The sequence below is a fragment of the Streptomyces sp. NPDC017520 genome (genome assembly GCF_044329855.1).
GTDB lineage: Bacteria > Actinomycetota > Actinomycetes > Streptomycetales > Streptomycetaceae > Streptomyces.
The window spans coordinates 351,579-368,717 of record NZ_JBIRKB010000006.1 but is presented as its reverse complement, the minus strand read 5'-3'; the positions used below and the strand labels follow the sequence as shown (position 1 = coordinate 368,717).

General features: G+C 71.8%; 14 protein-coding genes. 12 read left to right on the top strand and 2 right to left on the bottom strand.

Annotation, left to right across the window (positions count from 1 at the left end):
• The first annotated feature begins 68 nt into the window (after positions 1-68).
• The 3 genes from ACH4KB_RS17420 (at position 69) to ACH4KB_RS17410 (ending at position 2,793) form a co-directional block, all read left to right on the top strand.
• Positions 69-905 carry a glycerophosphodiester phosphodiesterase gene (locus ACH4KB_RS17420; protein ID WP_398066895.1) on the top strand — a complete coding sequence of 279 codons (837 nt, stop codon included), beginning with the start codon at positions 69-71 and terminating at the stop codon, positions 903-905.
• A gap of 84 nt (positions 906-989) precedes the next feature.
• Positions 990-1,664 carry an ATP-binding protein gene (locus tag ACH4KB_RS17415; RefSeq protein ID WP_398066792.1) on the top strand — a complete coding sequence of 225 codons (675 nt, stop codon included), beginning with the start codon at positions 990-992 and terminating at the stop codon, positions 1,662-1,664.
• 163 nt (positions 1,665-1,827) lie between these two features.
• Positions 1,828-2,793 (top strand): DUF5926 family protein, encoded by a 966-nt coding sequence (locus tag ACH4KB_RS17410; protein ID WP_398066791.1) that lies wholly within the window; start codon positions 1,828-1,830, stop codon positions 2,791-2,793.
• Positions 2,794-3,788: 995 nt separating this feature from the next.
• Here the strand turns inward: ACH4KB_RS17410 and ACH4KB_RS17405 are convergent.
• Entirely contained in the window at positions 3,789-4,532 is a 744-nt protein-coding gene (locus ACH4KB_RS17405; protein WP_398066790.1) for a bifunctional DNA primase/polymerase, read from the bottom strand.
• A gap of 651 nt (positions 4,533-5,183) precedes the next feature.
• Between ACH4KB_RS17405 and ACH4KB_RS17400 the strand changes: the two genes are divergently transcribed.
• Both ACH4KB_RS17400 and ACH4KB_RS17395 read left to right on the top strand, forming a co-directional pair.
• Positions 5,184-6,671, top strand: coding sequence for a PP2C family protein-serine/threonine phosphatase (locus ACH4KB_RS17400; RefSeq protein ID WP_398066789.1), 1,488 nt, complete (start codon positions 5,184-5,186; stop codon positions 6,669-6,671).
• Between the two features lie 212 nt (positions 6,672-6,883).
• Positions 6,884-8,359, top strand: coding sequence for an aminopeptidase P family protein (locus tag ACH4KB_RS17395; RefSeq protein ID WP_398066788.1), 1,476 nt, complete (start codon positions 6,884-6,886; stop codon positions 8,357-8,359).
• Positions 8,360-8,395: 36 nt separating this feature from the next.
• Here ACH4KB_RS17395 and ACH4KB_RS17390 read toward each other — a convergent pair whose 3' ends face one another.
• Entirely contained in the window at positions 8,396-8,923 is a 528-nt protein-coding gene (locus ACH4KB_RS17390) for an ATP-binding protein (protein WP_398066787.1), read from the bottom strand.
• A gap of 292 nt (positions 8,924-9,215) precedes the next feature.
• Here ACH4KB_RS17390 and ACH4KB_RS17385 point away from each other — a divergent pair, with 292 nt between their 5' ends.
• From ACH4KB_RS17385 to pheA, 7 genes are all read left to right on the top strand, one after another.
• Entirely contained in the window at positions 9,216-10,082 is an 867-nt protein-coding gene (locus ACH4KB_RS17385; RefSeq protein WP_398066786.1) for a hypothetical protein, read from the top strand.
• 150 nt (positions 10,083-10,232) lie between these two features.
• Complete coding sequence (locus ACH4KB_RS17380) at positions 10,233-10,979, top strand: YcnI family protein (RefSeq protein ID WP_398066785.1); 747 nt, start codon at positions 10,233-10,235, stop codon at positions 10,977-10,979.
• Between the two features lie 45 nt (positions 10,980-11,024).
• Positions 11,025-11,684, top strand: a complete 660-nt coding sequence (locus tag ACH4KB_RS17375; RefSeq protein ID WP_398066784.1) for an SCO family protein — start codon at positions 11,025-11,027, stop codon at positions 11,682-11,684.
• Positions 11,681-12,127, top strand: coding sequence for a copper chaperone PCu(A)C (locus tag ACH4KB_RS17370; protein WP_398066783.1), 447 nt, complete (start codon positions 11,681-11,683; stop codon positions 12,125-12,127). The genes ACH4KB_RS17375 and ACH4KB_RS17370 overlap by 4 nt, the downstream gene beginning before the upstream one ends.
• Before the next feature lie 12 nt (positions 12,128-12,139).
• On the top strand, positions 12,140-14,128 hold the full coding sequence (locus ACH4KB_RS17365; protein ID WP_398066782.1) for a copper resistance CopC/CopD family protein: 1,989 nt from the start codon (positions 12,140-12,142) through the stop codon (positions 14,126-14,128).
• 5 nt (positions 14,129-14,133) lie between these two features.
• Positions 14,134-15,480 (top strand): iron uptake transporter deferrochelatase/peroxidase subunit, encoded by a 1,347-nt coding sequence (gene efeB / locus ACH4KB_RS17360; protein WP_398066781.1) that lies wholly within the window; start codon positions 14,134-14,136, stop codon positions 15,478-15,480.
• Between the two features lie 221 nt (positions 15,481-15,701).
• Positions 15,702-16,637: a prephenate dehydratase gene (pheA, locus tag ACH4KB_RS17355; protein ID WP_398066780.1), complete on the top strand. Its 936-nt coding sequence runs from the start codon at positions 15,702-15,704 to the stop codon at positions 16,635-16,637.
• Positions 16,638-17,139: the final 502 nt, after the last annotated feature.

The following is a 17,139-nucleotide window of genomic DNA, read 5'->3' as shown; positions in this document are numbered from 1 at the left end:
ATCTTTACATCCGACAAAACAGACCTCCAGGGTGACATGTGCTCAGCCTTCCCCGCGGCGGTGACACCATGGCGCGGGTGACCCACGCACGGCAGCACAGCGCGCACACCTCCATCCAGGTCATCGCCCACCGCGGGGCGTCCGACGACGCCCCCGAGCACACCCTCGCCGCGTACCGCAAGGCGATCGAGGACGGTGCCGACGCCTTGGAATGCGATGTCCGGCTCACCGCGGACGGCCACCTCGTCTGCGTCCACGACCGGCGGGTGAACCGTACGTCCAACGGGCGCGGCGCCGTGTCGGCGCTAGAGCTCGCCGACCTCGCCGCCCTCGACTTCGGCTCCTGGAAGGATCGCGAGGAGTCGCCCGACTGGGATCCGGTGCCGGGCGAGCTCACCTCCGTACTCACCCTGGAACGGCTCCTGGAGCTCTTCACCGAGGTCCGGGCCACCGGGCGGCCGCTGCAGCTGGCCATCGAGACGAAGCACCCCACCCGCTGGGCCGGGCAGGTCGAGGAGCGGCTGCTGCATCTCCTGAAGCGCTTCGGACTGGCCGACCCGCCCGCGGACGGGCCCTCGCCCATCCGCGTCATGAGCTTCTCCGCCCGCTCCCTCCACCGTGTCCAGGCTGCGGCGCCCACGCTGCCGACGGTCTACCTGATGCAGTTCGTCTCACCCCGGATGCGCGACGGGCGGCTGCCCGCCGGGGCCCGGATCGCGGGGCCGGGCATGCGGATCGTGCGCAGCCACCCCGGATACATCGAACGGCTGCACCGTGCGGGGCACCGGGTGCACGTGTGGACCGTGAACGAACCGGCCGACGTCGACCTGTGCGCCGAACTCGGCGTCGAGGCGATCATCACCAACCGCCCCAGGCAGGTTCTGTCCCAACTGGGCCGCATTTAGTACGGATGAGGACCCGCCAGGGCCCCGACCTCGGCCCTTACGGGGTGTGCACCGGCGCACTCGCTGCGCGTTCGATCGTTACGAGTGCGTCACCGGGAGTGCATTGGCCGGTTTCCGGTGCAGCTCAGTGGGGCATCCAACCCGTGGCGTGGGGCAAAGGAGGTCTCGGGGGTGGCGTTGGTGGTGGCACAAGAAGTGCCCGCGTCGTCGAGCATGGCCATTCCTCATGGCCCTGCCGGCGTGGGGCAGGCACGACACCGGATGCGTGAACAGTTGCGCGGCAACGGGGTGTCGGACGCGGTCGTCGACGACGCAGTTCTGATCCTTTCCGAACTCCTCAGCAACGCCTGCCGGCACGGCAGGCCCCTGGGACGGCACACCGACGTCGGCGACGGGGACATCCGCGCCGCCTGGCGGGTGGACACGGCCGGCGCGCTCACCGTGGAGGTCACGGACGGTGGTGGCCCGACCCGCCCGCTTCCGGCCACCCCTTCGGTGACGGCACGCGGCGGCCGGGGTCTCAACATCATCAGCGCCCTGGCCCAGGAATGGGGCGTACGGGACGGATCGTCCGGCGAAGTCACTGTCTGGGCCCTGGTCTCCTCGAAGAAACCGCCCGGAATCGGCGGCCACGGCTCCACCCCGAACGGAACCGGCGCCAACGGCTCGGAAGCCCATGGCATCGACGCCGCCGGCATCGGCGGGCTCACCGGGTTCGAGGGGCTGGACCTCTCCGAGGCCTTCGACGACGTGGGCTGAGCGCGCGGACGAGCGCACGGACGAGTGCAGGGACGAGCGCACGAACGACATGGCCCTGGCGCGCGGATGACGTGGACCGAGCCAGTACGGCGGACGAGCGGGGCTCCCTGGGCGGCTAGGCTCGCGCCGAGTCCGCACTGTCGCAATCGGGAGAATGCCCACCATGGCCAAGAAGCGCCCTCAGTCCAAGGCCGGGAAGCAGCAGCTCAAGGACGGTGAGATCCCGGTCGTCGGGGCCCGTGAGCCCTGCCCGTGCGGATCGGGCCGCCGTTACAAGGCGTGTCACGGACGCGCCGCCGCCCAGGCCGTGACCGAGCTCGTGCACCGCCCCTTCGAGGGACTCGCGGGCGAGTGCGACTGGGTCGCGTTGCGCGAGCTGGTGCCCGCCGCCACGGTCGAACTGACCCTCAAGGACGGGCTGCCCGAGGGAGTTCCGTCGGTGACGCTGGCGACGGTCCTGCCGATGGCCTGGCCGGCCCTGCGCCGGGACGACGGTTCCGTCCTGCTCGCCCTGCAGAACGACACCTCCTCCGGCGACCTCAGCCGCGACCTCGCGGACACCCTCCAGCGCGCCCTGGAGGCCGAGCCCGGCTCCCCGGTCACCGCACGCCGCGTGCCGGCCGAGGGCCCGCGCCTCCAGGACCTCCTCGCCCCGGACGCCGTGTTCGAACCGAACGTGCACTCCGGGTTCGAGTTCTGGGTTCCGGACGCGGAGAACGCCACGCCGGAGGTGTCCGCCTCGCTGGAGCGCGCGAACGCCGCCGCGATCCCGACGACGCTGCTGTCCGGCGTCGACGCCGCGTACTGGTGCGAGACCCCGGAGAAGAACCACCTGCGCTGGGTCATGCCGCACCCCGAGGAGAAGCTCCTCGACGCGCTCGCCCGGCTGCACGCCGCCGGCACCTCCTCGCTCGGCGACGACACCCGCCTGGTCGGGTCGTTCCGGGCGCACGGACTCGTGGTCCCCGTCTGGGACCTGCCCAGCTCGATGGGGGCCGAGGCGTGCGAGAAGCCCGCCGTCGAGTTCGCCGAGCGACTGGCGGCGGCGCTCGCGTCCGACGCCCCGCTCACCGCCGAGGAACGCCGCGCCCGTGGCGGTCTCACCAACCGCCAGGTGACCCTCAGCTGACAGTGACGACAGGGCGCCGCAGACGGTGACCCGCGTCACAACTCGCCGTACTCATAAGTAAATCGGCGTCCCTACAGGCGAGATCGAATTTGCGAACGGCAGATCTCTTGTTACGGTTCTAGAAGCCCGGTCGCTGGTGCATCCCCCGTCGCCAGCGACCGGGCGTCTTCGTTTCCGGCTGCGGACCGCCCTGTGACACTCCCGGGCGCGGAGGGTCGCGCCACCTCTGAACCCTCCCGGCGCGCTGGGGCCCTTCGCCTCGGAACCCTCACAACGGAGCCTGTTCCGCCACAGGCCGTCCACCGGCCCGGGCCGGGCCCCACGAACTCCGCTCCGCCACCGCCGTCGCGGCCCGGGGCGCACTCGGGGGCGGGGCGTGTGGCGTCTCGCAGATACCCGGCTGGTCCCGACGCCCTCCGGTGCCACCGGCCGCCCCCGCCGCCCCTGCACTCCGCGCTGTCCCAGTGATCGTCACCGCCGAAAGAGGCCGAACGATCAAACTCGGGCAGAGATCCTGCTTCCGCGCTCATTCTCGATGGCGATTTCAGCAACAACGGAGAGGGGCGAATGGTTTCTCTCCGGATAGGAGATCAGAAGCCCTGGCGTGCACGCTTTCTGGCGAGGCACCAGGCGATTTCGCAGCGGATGAGGCCGGAGCACCGATATGTCATCCGGAGCAACGGCGGGATCCGCGGAAGCGCCCAGCGGCAGCAGCCAGGCGCGAACACGGCGGCAGCCGCGAGACCGATCGTGCGGAGATTCACGGTGGCTCCGCCGGGCGACTGCGCGGAATTCCTGGCGCCGGGGCGCCGGTATCGACGCAATGCGCACCGCCGGGTCGCCCGCCACACCCGTTTGCCGGTGATGCGGCCGGCCCGGCTCACTCCCGTTCGAGTGAGCCGGGCACGGGGAGCCAGACACCGTAAGCCAGACACCGTGAGCCGGGCACCGTAAGCCAGACACCTCCCGGGCGCCGCGCTCTCCGCCCGCCCCGGTCAGTGGGCGAGCCGGCTACCGCCGCCCGGGGCGCCGGTGCTCGCCTCGACCAGGGCGTCCAGGACCGCTTCCACATCCGGGAGCCAGGGCGCCGCGACCGAGGGAGCCCCGCCCTTCGCCGGCCCGTGGGACACCGGGGCGGCGGTGGAGGTCGCCACCGGCGCGGGGGGACGCTCCCAACGGACCTGACCCGTGCCGGTCCGGGACGGTGGCAGGACGAGATAGCCTCCCTCACCGTGGAACCGGAGCGAACTGGGCACCCAGTCCTTCGCGTACAGCAGTTCGCCGAGCCGTTCCAGGCCGTACGGAGCCACGAGCAGCGACCACCGGGTGGGCGTCGCCACGACGGGGCCGAGCCGCAGGCCGAGGACATCGAGGGCGCTGAGTGCTCTGGCGCCGGCCACGGCGGGCAGGCTCACCGCGCAGGGGGCACGGCCGCCGGTCGCCAGCAGCACGGGGGCGGTGGGGCGGTGGGTCCACCACCAGCGCACCATGCGCTCATCCGTGGTGGCCGCCAGCAGGCCGGGATCGAAGGGGTGTGCGCCCGGTACGGCGCAGTCGGGTTCGGGGCAGGCGCAGCCGAGGCCGCCGCTCTCGCCGCGCGGGCCAGCCTGCGCCGTCCCCACTCCGGGGAGCACGGGCCACTGCCATACGGTGGCGCAGGCCAGGGCCGCGTCGAGTCGGGCGGCCCCCTCCTTGCGCCGGAGCCGGAGCCTGCGTCGCCTTCCGAGGATCTCGCGCATGAGCGCTCGTTCCTTTCCGTTGAACGCCGAGTCCACATGACACACGCGTGTGTGACACCACGTGCGTATCTCTTCGCTGTGCGTGCGTGCTCATCACTTCTGCGGTACGGGCGTGCCGCCGCTACCGAGCGTGAGCCGAGCCGAGCCGAGTGGAACCGATCCGAGTAGAACCGATCTGGGGTGGAGCAGAGCCGAACCGAGCCGAACCGAGCAGAGTCGAGCGGAGGCGAACCGAACGGCGCCGAACCGACCGAACGGGTCGGACCGGCCGAGCGGAGTCGTGCTGCCCTGACAGAGTCGTGCGGGTCGAACCGAGCGGGTCGAGCCGGGCCGACGATCGCTCAGGCGAGGGCGGCACGCACCTCGCCTGCCGTCCCTGGTGCGAACCCCGCCGTCCGGGGCGGGTGCGTCACCTTCACGGGTAAGGACGCCTGAACCCGCTGCCGGGTTCCTGGGCGATCACAACCGCACCCGCGCATCACCGTTTACGTACCCAGCATGCCCGGGATGACGCTCCTCCGGCGACTTGTACCCCGGAGGTGCCCCTGTTGAGCAGCCCCAGTCGATCGCGAATAGCGTCCATGGGGTGCATTTTTTGGCCAAGTTAACCGACACTGGGAGAGCAGGAATCACCCGGTCCTCGAAGGGACAATGCTGGACATCGGGTTACTTGTGCGTGTACATGTGGATGCATTGATAGTGGCGCAGAATCACATGGGGGTTTGCGATGCTATTCGACGAATCACACCGGTCGGAAAGCTGGCTGCCATGAGCGCCCCACACCTGCCGAAAGTGGCTGGAATCGATCCAGAAGTTTCGGTTTCAACGCACACTCACGCTCCCCTGACGGAGGTCCCGGGACCGCCCGGAGTCTTCATCCAGGACCGGCTCGCGGGCTGGGTATCGGACCTCACGACCCTGCACGAACTCACCGAGCGGCTGGCCGGGACGAGCACCCTCGACGACGCCCTGAACGAGCTGCTGCACGCCGGAGCCGCCCTCGTCGGCGCCCGCCGCGGACTTCTCGTTCTGGAACCGGCGAACGGCGAAGGCCCCTCGGCCACCCTCGGCCTCGGGCTTGACCACGCCGAGCTCGGCCACATCGAGACCGTGCCGCGCGCGGCCACCGCGCTCGGCCGGGTCCTCGACGGGCTGCCGGACACCGCCGACGGGGTCACCAGCCCCGACCTGCTCGGCGAGGAGGGCCTGGATCCCCGGCACCGCGAGGTCGCCACCCGGCTCGGCTACGCCGCCAGCTATGCCCTCCCGCTCGCTTCCGGGGCGGCCGGCCGCCTCGGCGCGGCCGTCTGGCTCTACGACGAACCGGCCGAGCCCGCACAGAAGCAGCGCCACCTCGCCGGCCTCTACGCGCGCTACGCCACCGAGCACCTGGCCCGCCTGATCGAGCTGGAGCGCGCCCGCGCGGACGTCGCCGCCGTCGCCGAGGAGCTGCTCCCCAGCCGGCTGCCCCGGATCCCCGGCGTCCAGCTCGCCGCCCGGCACCGCACCGGCCCCCGGGGCGGCGGCGACTGGTACGACGCGCTGCCGCTGCCCGACCGCGCTCTCGGGCTCGCCGTCGGCTCCGTCGGCGGGTCCGGGCCGAGCGCCATGGCGGCCATGGGCCGGCTGCGCGCCAGCCTGCGGGCGTACGCCGTGATGGAGGGCGAGGACCCCGTCGCCGTCCTCTCCGACCTGGAGCTGCTGCTGCGGCTCACCGAACCCGCGCGGACCGCCACCGCCCTCTTCGCCTACTGCGAGCCCGCCGCCCGCAAGGTCGTGCTGGCCGGGGCCGGGCACACCCCGCCTCTGGTCCTGGGCGAGCGGCGCTGCGAGTTCGTCGAGACCACGCTCTCCGCCCCGTTGGGGATGCTCGCCTGCTGGGAAGCGCCGAGCGTGGAGTTCAGCCCGGCGCCCGGTGAAACGGTGCTGCTCTACACGGACGGGCTGCTGCGCCGCACCGGGGACCCCATGGACCGCGCCTTCGCCCGGCTGCACTCCGCAGCCGCCTCCGTACCGAGACCGGACCGGCGCGATCCGGCGGCCGCCGCCGACCACGTCCTGCGCACGATGCTCCCCGACGGCCTCGACCGGAGCGACTCCGCCGAGGACGTCGTGATCCTCGCCGCCCACTTCGACTGACCGCCCCCACGTCAGCCGACCGCCCACCCCGCCTGGCCGCCCACGCCGGCCGACCGCCCCCGCAGTCCGACCGCCCGCGCCGGCCCCGCCGACAGGCCCCTTCGACCGATCCGGCGGCGGTCTCCGGTAACGGGTCCTTCGGCCCTGGGCCCCCTTCCGTACGCCCGTACGATGGGTGATGGTCCAGTGTCGTACTCAAGGAGAAACACATCGTGTCTGAGGAGCTCATCCCGGAGAACCCGGAGCAGGAGACCGAGGAGAACGAAGCAGGAGCGGTCAAGCAGCGGAAGAACGGCCTGTACCCGGGCGTCTCCGACGAGCTCGCCGAGAACATGAAGTCCGGCTGGGCCGACACGGAGCTGCACGGCCTCCGGCCGATCGCCCAGGCCGAGCACACCGCCGCCCGGCGCGCCGCGCTCTCCGCCCGCTTCCCCGGCGAGCGCCTGGTCATCCCCGCGGGCAACCTGAAGACCCGCTCCAACGACACCGAGTACGCCTTCCGCGCCTCCACCGAGTACGCGTACCTCACCGGCGACCAGACCCAGGACGGCGTGCTCGTCCTGGAGCCGACCGGCAGCGGGCACGAGGCGACCCTCTACCTGCTGCCGCGCTCCGACCGGGAGAACGGCGAGTTCTGGCTCGACGGCCAGGGCGAGCTGTGGGTCGGCCGACGGAACTCCCTCTCCGAGGCCGAGCAGCTGCTGAACATCCCCGCCAAGGACGTCCGCGAGCTGACCGCCGTGCTGACCGAGGCCACCGGCCCGGTCCGCAACGTGCGCGGCCACGACGCGTCCGTCGAGGCCGCCCTCACCGACAAGGTCACCGCGGAGCGCGACGAGGAGCTGCGCGTCTACCTCTCCGAGGCCCGCCTGGTGAAGGACGCCTTCGAGATCGCCGAGCTGCAGAAGGCGTGCGACGCCACCGCGCGCGGCTTCGAGGACGTCGTGAAGAGCCTGGACAAGGCCGAGGCGACCAGCGAGCGCTTCATCGAGGGCACCTTCTTCCTGCGCGCCCGCATCGAGGGCAACGACATCGGCTACGCCTCGATCTGCGCCGCCGGTCCGCACGCCACCACCCTGCACTGGGTCCGCAACGACGGCGACGTCCGCGCCGGCGAGCTGCTGCTCCTGGACGCCGGCGTGGAGACCAACGACCTCTACACCGCCGACGTGACGCGCACCCTGCCGATCAACGGCACGTTCTCGCCGCTCCAGCGCAAGATCTACGACGCGGTGTACGAGGCCCAGGAGGCGGGCATCGCCGCCGTGAAGCCCGGCGCCACCTTCCGCGACTTCCATGACGCCTCGCAGCGCGTCCTCGCCGAGAATCTCGTCGCGTGGGGCCTGCTCGGCGACCTGGACGTGGACAAGGTCCTGGAGCTCGGCCTCCAGCGCCGCTGGACCCTGCACGGCACGGGCCACATGCTCGGCATGGACGTCCACGACTGCGCCGTCGCGCGCACCGAGGCGTACGTCGACGGCGTCCTGGAGCCGGGTGTCTGCCTGACCGTGGAGCCGGGTCTTTACTTCCAGGCCGACGACCTGACCGTGCCCGAGGAGTACCGGGGCATCGGCGTCCGGATCGAGGACGACATCCTCGTCACCGAGGACGGCAACCGGAACCTCTCCGACACGCTGCCCCGCCAGGCGGACGAGGTCGAGGCCTGGATGGCGCGGCTGAAGGGCTGACGCACCGCCGTACCTCTCGCGCGGGCGCGCCGCTCACTACACCGTGAGCAGCGCGCCCTCGCGCCATTTCAGGACCTTGTCGAAGCGCACCACCGCGCCGTGGCCCGGCCGGTTGCCGAACTGGACGTGGTCCGAGAGCTGCTGGATGAGGTCGAGCCCTCTGCCGCTCTCGGCTTCGGCGTCCCCCGGGGGGACCGGGTGCTGCGGATGCTGCGGGCGTTGTTCGGAATGCGCGGCTGGGCGAAGCGCGCGCCGGGCGGGAAAGCCCGGCCCCGAGTCGCTGACCTCGATACGGCATTTCTCGCCGTCGAGATAGGCCGTGACCCGGTACTGCCCGGAGTCCGCGGCGGGGCGTCCGTACCCGGAATCCCCCGGCTCCCCGAGAGCCGTGCGGTCGCCGCCGTGTTCGACGGCGTTCGCACAGGCCTCGCTGAGCGCGAGCGACAGGTCGAACGAGATGTCCGGATCCACCCCTGCGGTTTCCATGGTGCCGAGCAGAAAACGACGGGCGAGCGGGACGCTCGCAGCTTCGCGCCGCAAATGGAGAGACCACCAGATGCTCATCTTTCAGCCTCCTGGCTGCGGCTCGACGTATCGATACGTATTGCCGCACTCGACACCTCGTAAGCACGGATCGGGTGAAGGAGCCCTCATTCGGCGGATGTGGATATTCGGCCGCCCGGTGTATGTACCCGCCCGGCACCAGGTCACGGCCGTCCGTCCGGTGGCCTGAAGCCCGCTCCCCCGATCCGTACATCCCCCACGAACGGGCGTAACAAGCACGGTTGCGGACGGAGCCTGATCTTCCGGACCTGCCGTACCGCACAGGGGGGTGCAGTGCGATGATGGCCCGGCCATGTCCACGCCTCTCGCACACGCAGGAGCCGGTCTGCGGCTCATGAGGGCCGCGGTGTTCACCGCGGCCTGCGTCGTGCTGTCCGCGGCCGGACACGCGCTCGCCGCCGGAGCGCCCGTCCCCGCGTGGACACTGCTCGCCGGATTCCTCGGCGTCCTCGCCGTCGCCACGGTCCTCGCCGGACGGGAACGTTCCCTTCCGTCGATCGTCGGCGCGCTGGCCGGCGGCCAGTTCCTCCTGCACGTGCTCTTCGCGTACGGCAGCCACGCCGGCGCCCCTGCCGCCGCGGCGCCCACGGGCGGCGACAACCCGGTCATACGGTTCGCCGCCGGTCTCGTCTGCGGCGCCGGCCCGGAGCAGCTGACCGCGACCGACGCCCACCGCATCGTCTCCTCCGCCGGCATCGACCCGGCGACGCTCACGGGGGCCCACGGCCATCTCCCGGACGGCGGTGCCGCCGGGGCGGTCGGGACGGCCGCGTCGGCGGCGCCGGACGGCGTCTGGGGCATCGCGCAGGTCTGCGCCGCGGTCTCCGCGCTGCTGCCGAGCCTGTCGATGTTCCTGGCCCACGTCCTCGTCGCGCTCGCCACCGGCTGGCTGCTGCGGCGCGGCGAGATCGCCCTCTTCCAACTGGCCCGGCTCTCCGCCCACAGCGCCCAGGCACTGGCGGCCGGGGCCCGGCTGCGGTCCCTGCGGGCCGCGCTCGCCCTCGTCCGCGCCCTGCGGGCCGGGGCGCGCGAGCAGCTCATGGCCGGACCGCGCGTCCCGCGTCACTCCGACGACGTGCCGGTACCGGCCGCCGGGGATCCTCTGCAACACCTGGTGATCAGGCGCGGGCCTCCGGCCCCGTACGCCCTCGCAGCCTGACGCGACGCCTCCGCCGACCCCGTGGGACCCGTCCGTGCACGTCCCTGTGCACGCACGCCCGCGGAACCGGGACCCCGAGGTGTCGCGATGCCGCCGCGCACCCCGCGCGCCGGACCACCGTGTTCCGTTTCCCCCGTGGAGATTCCTGCCATGAAGCTTTCCCGTATCGCCCTCGCCGGCGGCGTCGCCGCGTCCACCGTCCTGCTGATCGCCGGCCCGGCCGCCGCCCACGTCAGCGTCCAGCCGGTCGGCGAGGCCGCCAAGGGCGGATACGCCACGCTCAACTTCAAGGTCCCCAACGAGCGCGACCAGGCCTCGACGGTGAAGCTCGAAGTCAACTTCCCGGCCGACCACCCGCTGTCGTCCGTCACCCCGCAGGCCGTCCCGGGCTGGAAGATCGACATCTCCAGGAGCAAGCTCGACAAGCCTCTTGAGGTGCACGGCAAGAAGATCACCGAGGCCGTCTCCAAGGTGACCTGGACCGCGGACGAGGGCGAGATCGCCCCCGGCTACTTCCAGCAGTTCCCGGTCTCCGTCGGCGCGCTTCCCGAGGACGCCGACCAGCTCGTCTTCAAGGCGATCCAGACGTACGACAACAAGGAAGTCGTCCGCTGGATCGAGGAGCCCACCGCGGGCGGCGAGGAGCCCGACAGCCCGGCCCCCGTCCTGAAGCTGACCGCCGCCGCCGAGGGCGGCCACGGCGGCGCGGCCGACGGCGCCGAGAAGACCGACGACCACAAAGCCGCCGACACCGACACGTCGGCCAAGGAGAGCAGCACCGCCGCGTCCTCCTCCTCCAGCGACACCACCGCCCGCACGCTGGGCATCATCGGCATCGTCATCGGCATCGGTGGCATCGCGTTCGGCGTGCTCGCCGGACGTCGCCGCACGGCCTGACCGGCCGGTTCCCTCACCCGCACCACGTTCAGGACACCTCATCCCATGCGCAACAAAAAAGCAGTGACGGCCGTGGCGTTCGCCGCCGCGGCCGCACTGGCCCTCTCCGCCTGCGGCACCGCTGACGACAAGGCGGAGCCCTCTGCCATCGCCGACGTCAACGCCGCGCCGAAGGACCAGGCCGCGACCGTACTCGACCAGCCGTTCACCAAGCCGAACCTCGTCCTCACCGACACCCACGGCAAGAAGTACGACCTCCGCGAGGCGACCAAGGGCAAGCCGACGCTCATCTACTTCGGCTACACCAACTGCCCCGACGTCTGTCCGCTGACCATGAGCAACATCTCCCTCGCCAAGCGGGAGCTGCCCAAGGCCGACCAGGAGAAGCTCCAGGTCGTCTTCGTCACCACCGACCCCGAGCGCGACACCCCCGCCTCGCTCGGCAAGTGGCTCTCCGCCCAGGACCCCTCCTTCACCGGCCTCACCGGCGACTTCCCGACCATCCAGGCCGGGGCGCGGCAGATCGGCATCGGCATCGACGCGCCGAAGAAGGAGAAGGACGGGACCGTCGTCTCGATGCACGGCGCCCAGGTCATCGCCTTCTCCCCGAAGACGGACAAGGGGTACGTGCTCTACGGCGAGGACACCACCGCCGAGGAGTACACGAAGGACCTCCCCAAGCTGCTCAAGGGGGAGGCCCCGTGAACCGCCGGGCGGCCGTCGCCGGCGTCCTGGCCCTCACCACGGGGCTGACGCTGGCCGGCTGCTCGTCGGACGGCGCGCCCGACCTGGAGGTCGTCGGCGCGTACCTCCCGCAGCCCGTCAGCGACATGGCCGCCGGGTTCCTCGTCGTCCAGAACAACGGCGATGCCGGGGACCGGCTCACCTCGGTGACCAGTCCGCTCTCCGACGACGTCACGATCCACGAGACGAAGAACCAGAAGATGCGCGAGGTCTCCTCGTTCGAGGTGCCCGCGGGCGGCGAGCTCGACCTCGAACGCGGTGGCAACCACATCATGTTCATGAAGCTCAAGCAGAAGCCCAAGCAGGGCGAGAAGGTCTCCGTCGAGCTGCACTTCGAGAAGGCCGGCCTCATCACGGTCGACCTGCCGGTGAAGGAAACCACCCACAACCCGAAGAAGCAGTGAGGGACTGAATCGATGTCTGCCACCGCCCCGTACGCCGGACCCTCCCCGATACGACGGCCCGTCGCCGCCGCCGCGTCCCTCGCCGCGCTGCTCAGCCTGGTGTTCGGGCTGCTGCTGGCCGGCGCGGGCCCGGCGTCCGCGCACGCCGCCCTCACCGGGAGCGACCCGCAGGACGGGGCGGTGGTGGCCACCGCGCCCAAGGAGGTCACCCTCAGCTTCTCCGAGGCCATCGCCGTGGGCGATGACTCCATCCGCGTCCTCGACCCCAGCGGCAAGCGCGCCGACACCGAGGCCGAACCGCGCGACCTCTCCGAGGGCTCCACCGTCCGCTACGGCGTCGCACTCCACACCGGTCTGCCGGACGGCACCTACACGGTGGCCTGGCAGGCGATCTCCGCCGACAGCCACCCCATCTCCGGCGCGTTCACGTTCTCCATCGGCGCCCCGTCCGAGACCACGGTGGCCCTGTCAGCCCAGGAGGTGGGCGGCGGCCCGGTCGGCGTCCTCTACGACATCGCGCGCTACGCCGCCTACGGCGGATTCGTGCTGCTCGTCGGCGGCAGCGCCTTCGTCCTGGTCTGCTGGCGGCGGGGCACGTCCGCCCCGCCGATGCAGCGGCTCGTGGTCCGCGGCTGGCTCACGCTGACCGTGGCGACCCTGGTCATGCTGCTGCTGCGCAACCCGTACACGGGCAGCGGGAAGTTCGCCGACGCCTTCGACCTCGCCGGGCTCCAGTCCGTCCTGGACACCAAGCCCGGCGCCGCCCTCGTCTCCCGGCTGCTGCTGCTCGGGGCCGCCGCCCTGTTCATCGCCGTGCTCTTCGGCACGTACGCCCGGCGCGAGGACGAGCGGGAGAAGAAGGACCTCACCTTCGGCCTCGCCGTCGGGGGCGGGGTCGTCGCGGCGGGCATCGCCGCCACCTGGGCGATGTCCGAGCACGCCTCGACCGGCATCCAGGCGTCCATCGCCATGCCCGTGGACGTCCTGCACCTGCTGGCCGTCGCCGCGTGGCTCGGTGGGCTCGCCTCGCTCCTGGTGGCGCTCTACCGGACGCCGGACATCGGGAGCGCCGCGGTCCGGCGCTTCTCCGCGGTCGCGTTCGGCAGCGTCATGGTCCTGGCGGCGACCGGGATCTACCAGTCCTGGCGCCAGGTCGGCTCCTGGTCGGCGCTGACCGGGACGCGCTACGGACAGCTGCTGATCCTCAAGGTGGCGCTGATCGCCGTCCTGCTCGCCGTCGCCTGGTTCTCCCGGCGCTGGACGGGGCGGCTGACGGACACCGCCGTCGCCTCCTCCTCCGGAGCCGAGGAAGAGGACGCCGCGACGGAGCCGGGGAACACCGCCCCGGCCACGTCGGCGGATGTCTCCGAGACCTCCAAGACCGCCAAGACCTCCGAAACCTCCAAGACCTCCGACTACATCGCCCCCGAGCGCGCCGCACAACTGGCCCGGCAGCGGGCCGTTCTGACCGCGACGAAGAAGAAGCGGGTACGGGACGCCGACCCGGAGCGCTCCGGGCTGCGCCGCTCGGTGCTGGCCGAAGCCGCCGTCGCCGTCGTCCTGCTGGCCGTCACCACCATGCTGACGTCCACCGAACCCGGCCGTACGGAGGAGGAGGCCGCGGCCGGCGCCACCGCGGCCACCGCCCCCGCCGCCGGCGGCCCGGTCAACCTGAGCATGCCGTTCGACACCGGCGGCGAGAACGGCAAGGGCACCGTCCGCATCGACATCGACCCCGGCCGCACCGGATCCAACGATCTGCATGTGTGGATCGACGGCAGCGACGGCGAGCCGATGGACGTTCCCGAGCTGAAGGTGGCCCTGACTCTGGAGGCGAAGGACATCGGCCCGTTGCCGGTCGTCCCGGACCGGCTGGCCGAGGGGCACTGGACGGCGAGCGGCGTACAGATCCCGATGGCCGGGGACTGGAAGGTCGACGTGACGGTAAGGACCTCCGACATCGACCAGGTCACCATCGACAAGAACGCGAAGATCGGCTGAGCACGGTGAGCAAGACCAAGAAGCAGACTCCGGACGCGACCGCCGCCGCCGGCTCCCCGGGCAGCCCCGCCCCCGGCTCCCCGGGCGCCGACAACGCCGGCGGTACCGGCGTATCGCGGCGGCGGCTGCTCGGCACGGCGGGCGCGGCGGGCGCCACGGGGCTGGTGCTCGGGGCCGGGGCCGGAGCCGCCGGGTACGCCGCCACCCGCCCCGAGGAGACGGCCGCGCTGACGAGCGTCGGGGCGGCCGAGGCGATGTTTCACGGGAAACATCAACCGGGGATCACCACTCCGCTTCAGGCCCGGGGCCATCTCGTCGCCTTCGACCTGGCCGCGGGCGCCCGGCGCAAGGAGGCGGCGACCCTGCTGCGGCGCTGGTCCGCGGTGGCGAAGGAGCTGATGGCGGGCCGCCCCACGGCGGGCGGGCCGGACGGCCCCGGGCACGACACCGGGATCGCCCTGGACGCGGGGCCGTCGTCCCTGACCGTCACCTTCGGCTTCGGCCGTACGTTCTTCGCGCGCACCGGCCTGACCGCCCGCCTGCCCGCCGCGCTCGACCCGCTGCCCGCGTTCTCCGCCGACGCCCTCGACGCCGAGCGGTCGAACGGCGACCTGTGGGTGCAGATCGGCGCCGACGACGCGTTGGTCGCCTTCCACGCCCTGCGGGCCCTCCAGAAGGAAGCCGCGGGCACGGCACGGGTGCGGTGGCAGATGAACGGTTTCAACCGCACCCCCGGCGCGACCGCCCGCCCGATGACCGCCCGCAATCTGATGGGCCAGATCGACGGGACCGGCAACCCGAAGCCGACCGACGAGGACTTCGACCGGCGCGTGTTCGTCCCGGCCTCCCCCGGGAAGCCGCAGGAGTGGATGGAGGGCGGTTCCTACGCCGTCGTCCGCCGGATCAGGATGCTCCTGGACGACTGGGAGAAGCTTCCGGTGGAGCGCCAGGAACGGGTCATCGGGCGGCGCAAGGCGGACGGGGCGCCCCTGAGCGGGGGGACCGAGACCACGGAGATGGACCTCGACAAGGCCGGCCCGGACGGCAGGCTCGTGATCCCCGACAACGCCCACGCCCGGATCTCCTCGCCCGAGAAGAACGGCGGGGCCGCCATGCTGCGCCGCCCGTTCTCGTACCACGACGGCATCGCGGAGGACGGCGCTCCGGACGCCGGGCTCCTCTTCGTCTGCTGGCAGGCGGACCCGTTCCGCGGCTTCGTGCCGGTGCAGCGCAAGCTCGATCGGGGCGACGCGCTGTCGCCGTTCCTCCGGCACGAGGCGAGCGGGGTGTTCGCGGTCCCGGGCGGTGCGGCGGAGGGCGAGTACGTGGGACAGCGGCTGCTGGAGTCGTAGGGGCGCCCGGGCCGTCTTCGCCCCGTCCTCGCTCCGGCCGGGAAGCGCACTCCGGCGACCGGGAAGCGCGCGGGCCCCGCGACCGGGAAGCGCGCGGGCCCCGGCGACCGGGAGCGCGCGGGCTCCGGCCGGAAAGCACGGGTGGCGTGGTCATCCCGTGCCCTTTCGACCGCATTCTGAGACTGCTCGGCGGGCCTCGCGGGGCGCATTAGGGTGACCGTATGTCAGCCACGCGCTACGCCTATCTCGGTCCCGAAGGCACCTTCACCGAGGTCGCCCTCCGTACGCTCCCGGAAGCCGCCACCCGGGAACTCGCCCCGATGGTTTCCGTGCCGGCCGCCCTGGACGCCGTGCGCAGCGGCGAGGCGGCGGCGGCGCTCGTGCCGATCGAGAACTCCGTCGAGGGTGGCATCACCGCGACGCTGGACGAGCTGGCCGGCGGGGAACCGCTGATGATCTACCGCGAGGTGCTGCTCTCCATCACCTTCGCGCTGCTGGTACGGCCCGGGACCAAGCTGTCGGACGTCAAGACGGTCACCGCCCACCCGGCCGCCCAGCCGCAGGTGCGCAACTGGATGGCGGCCCACCTCCCGGAGGCCCTGTGGGAGTCGGCCGCGTCCAACGCGGACGGGGCCCGGCTGGTCCAGGAGGGACGGTACGACGCCGCGTTCGCCGGGGAGTTCGCCGCTGCTACCTACGGCCTGGAGCCGCTGGTGACGGAGATCCACGACGCGGAGAACGCCCAGACGCGCTTCGTCCTGGTGGGCCGGCCCGCCCGGCCCTCCGCTCCGACCGGCGCGGACAAGACCTCCGTGGTCATCTGGCTGGGCGACGACCACCCCGGCGCCCTCCTTGAGCTGCTCCAGGAGTTCGCGGTGCGCGGCGTCAACCTGATGCTGATCCAGTCGCGCCCGACCGGCGAGGGCATCGGCAACTACTGCTTCGCCGTGGACGCCGAGGGGCACATCGCGGACCGGCGGGTCGGGGAGGCCCTGATGGGGCTGAAGCGGATCAGCCCGAAGGTGCGGTTCCTCGGCTCGTACCCGCGGGCGGGCGTCTCCCCGGACGAGGTGGGGCCGCCGCGGGCGGGCACGTCGGACACGGCGTTCACGGAAGCATCCGACTGGCTGGCGCGCAGCCAGGACGGCCGGATCTGACGGGCGGGCACGAGAAGCTCCGAGGGGAAGGCTCCCGGGGCGGTCTCCTTGCGCGCTCCGCAGCGGTGCGATCTACAGATAGTCACGCACTCCGGAGAGTTATCCACAGGAGGACTCTCAGCCTGGGGACAAGTCGACACGGCAATGCGACATCATCGACAAATCAACCCAGTCGACCCGGAGTCGTCCACAGAGGCGCCAGGCGGCACGAGGCGTCCACGTCGCCCCAATTCTCTTGATCAACTCTTCAGGGCGACCAATTCCCACCCGAACGAGCACGTGGAGCACGTTTGAGTGGGGATTAAGCAGGGATTCATCCGCGTTCCGAAGCAAATACCCTTCAGCATCCACAGAACTCCCACACAGCCTGTGGATAACTATTCCGACGCGGGGCCTCCTGTGGACAACGGCCAGCAGCACGACGAACAGCACGCCCTCAACTCCCGCCCCGCCCAAGGTAGGTGCGTCAAGGCGGACCACACCTTCTGCCCCGTTCGGGGGA

Bases quoted from the DNA above. Each gene is read 5' to 3' on its own strand.
- ACH4KB_RS17385 (WP_398066786.1), top strand. From the start codon at position 9,216: ATGTCCACGCCTCTCGCACACGCAGGAGCCGGTCTGCGGCTCATGAGG.
- ACH4KB_RS17400 (WP_398066789.1), top strand. From the start codon at position 5,184: ATGCTGGACATCGGGTTACTTGTGCGTGTACATGTGGATGCATTGATA.
- ACH4KB_RS17405 (WP_398066790.1), bottom strand. From the start codon at position 4,532: ATGCGCGAGATCCTCGGAAGGCGACGCAGGCTCCGGCTCCGGCGCAAG.
- ACH4KB_RS17375 (WP_398066784.1), top strand. From the start codon at position 11,025: ATGCGCAACAAAAAAGCAGTGACGGCCGTGGCGTTCGCCGCCGCGGCC.
- pheA (WP_398066780.1), top strand. From the start codon at position 15,702: ATGTCAGCCACGCGCTACGCCTATCTCGGTCCCGAAGGCACCTTCACC.
- ACH4KB_RS17365 (WP_398066782.1), top strand. From the start codon at position 12,140: ATGTCTGCCACCGCCCCGTACGCCGGACCCTCCCCGATACGACGGCCC.
- ACH4KB_RS17390 (WP_398066787.1), bottom strand. From the start codon at position 8,923: ATGAGCATCTGGTGGTCTCTCCATTTGCGGCGCGAAGCTGCGAGCGTC.
- ACH4KB_RS17380 (WP_398066785.1), top strand. From the start codon at position 10,233: ATGAAGCTTTCCCGTATCGCCCTCGCCGGCGGCGTCGCCGCGTCCACC.
- ACH4KB_RS17410 (WP_398066791.1), top strand. From the start codon at position 1,828: ATGGCCAAGAAGCGCCCTCAGTCCAAGGCCGGGAAGCAGCAGCTCAAG.
- ACH4KB_RS17420 (WP_398066895.1), top strand. From the start codon at position 69: ATGGCGCGGGTGACCCACGCACGGCAGCACAGCGCGCACACCTCCATC.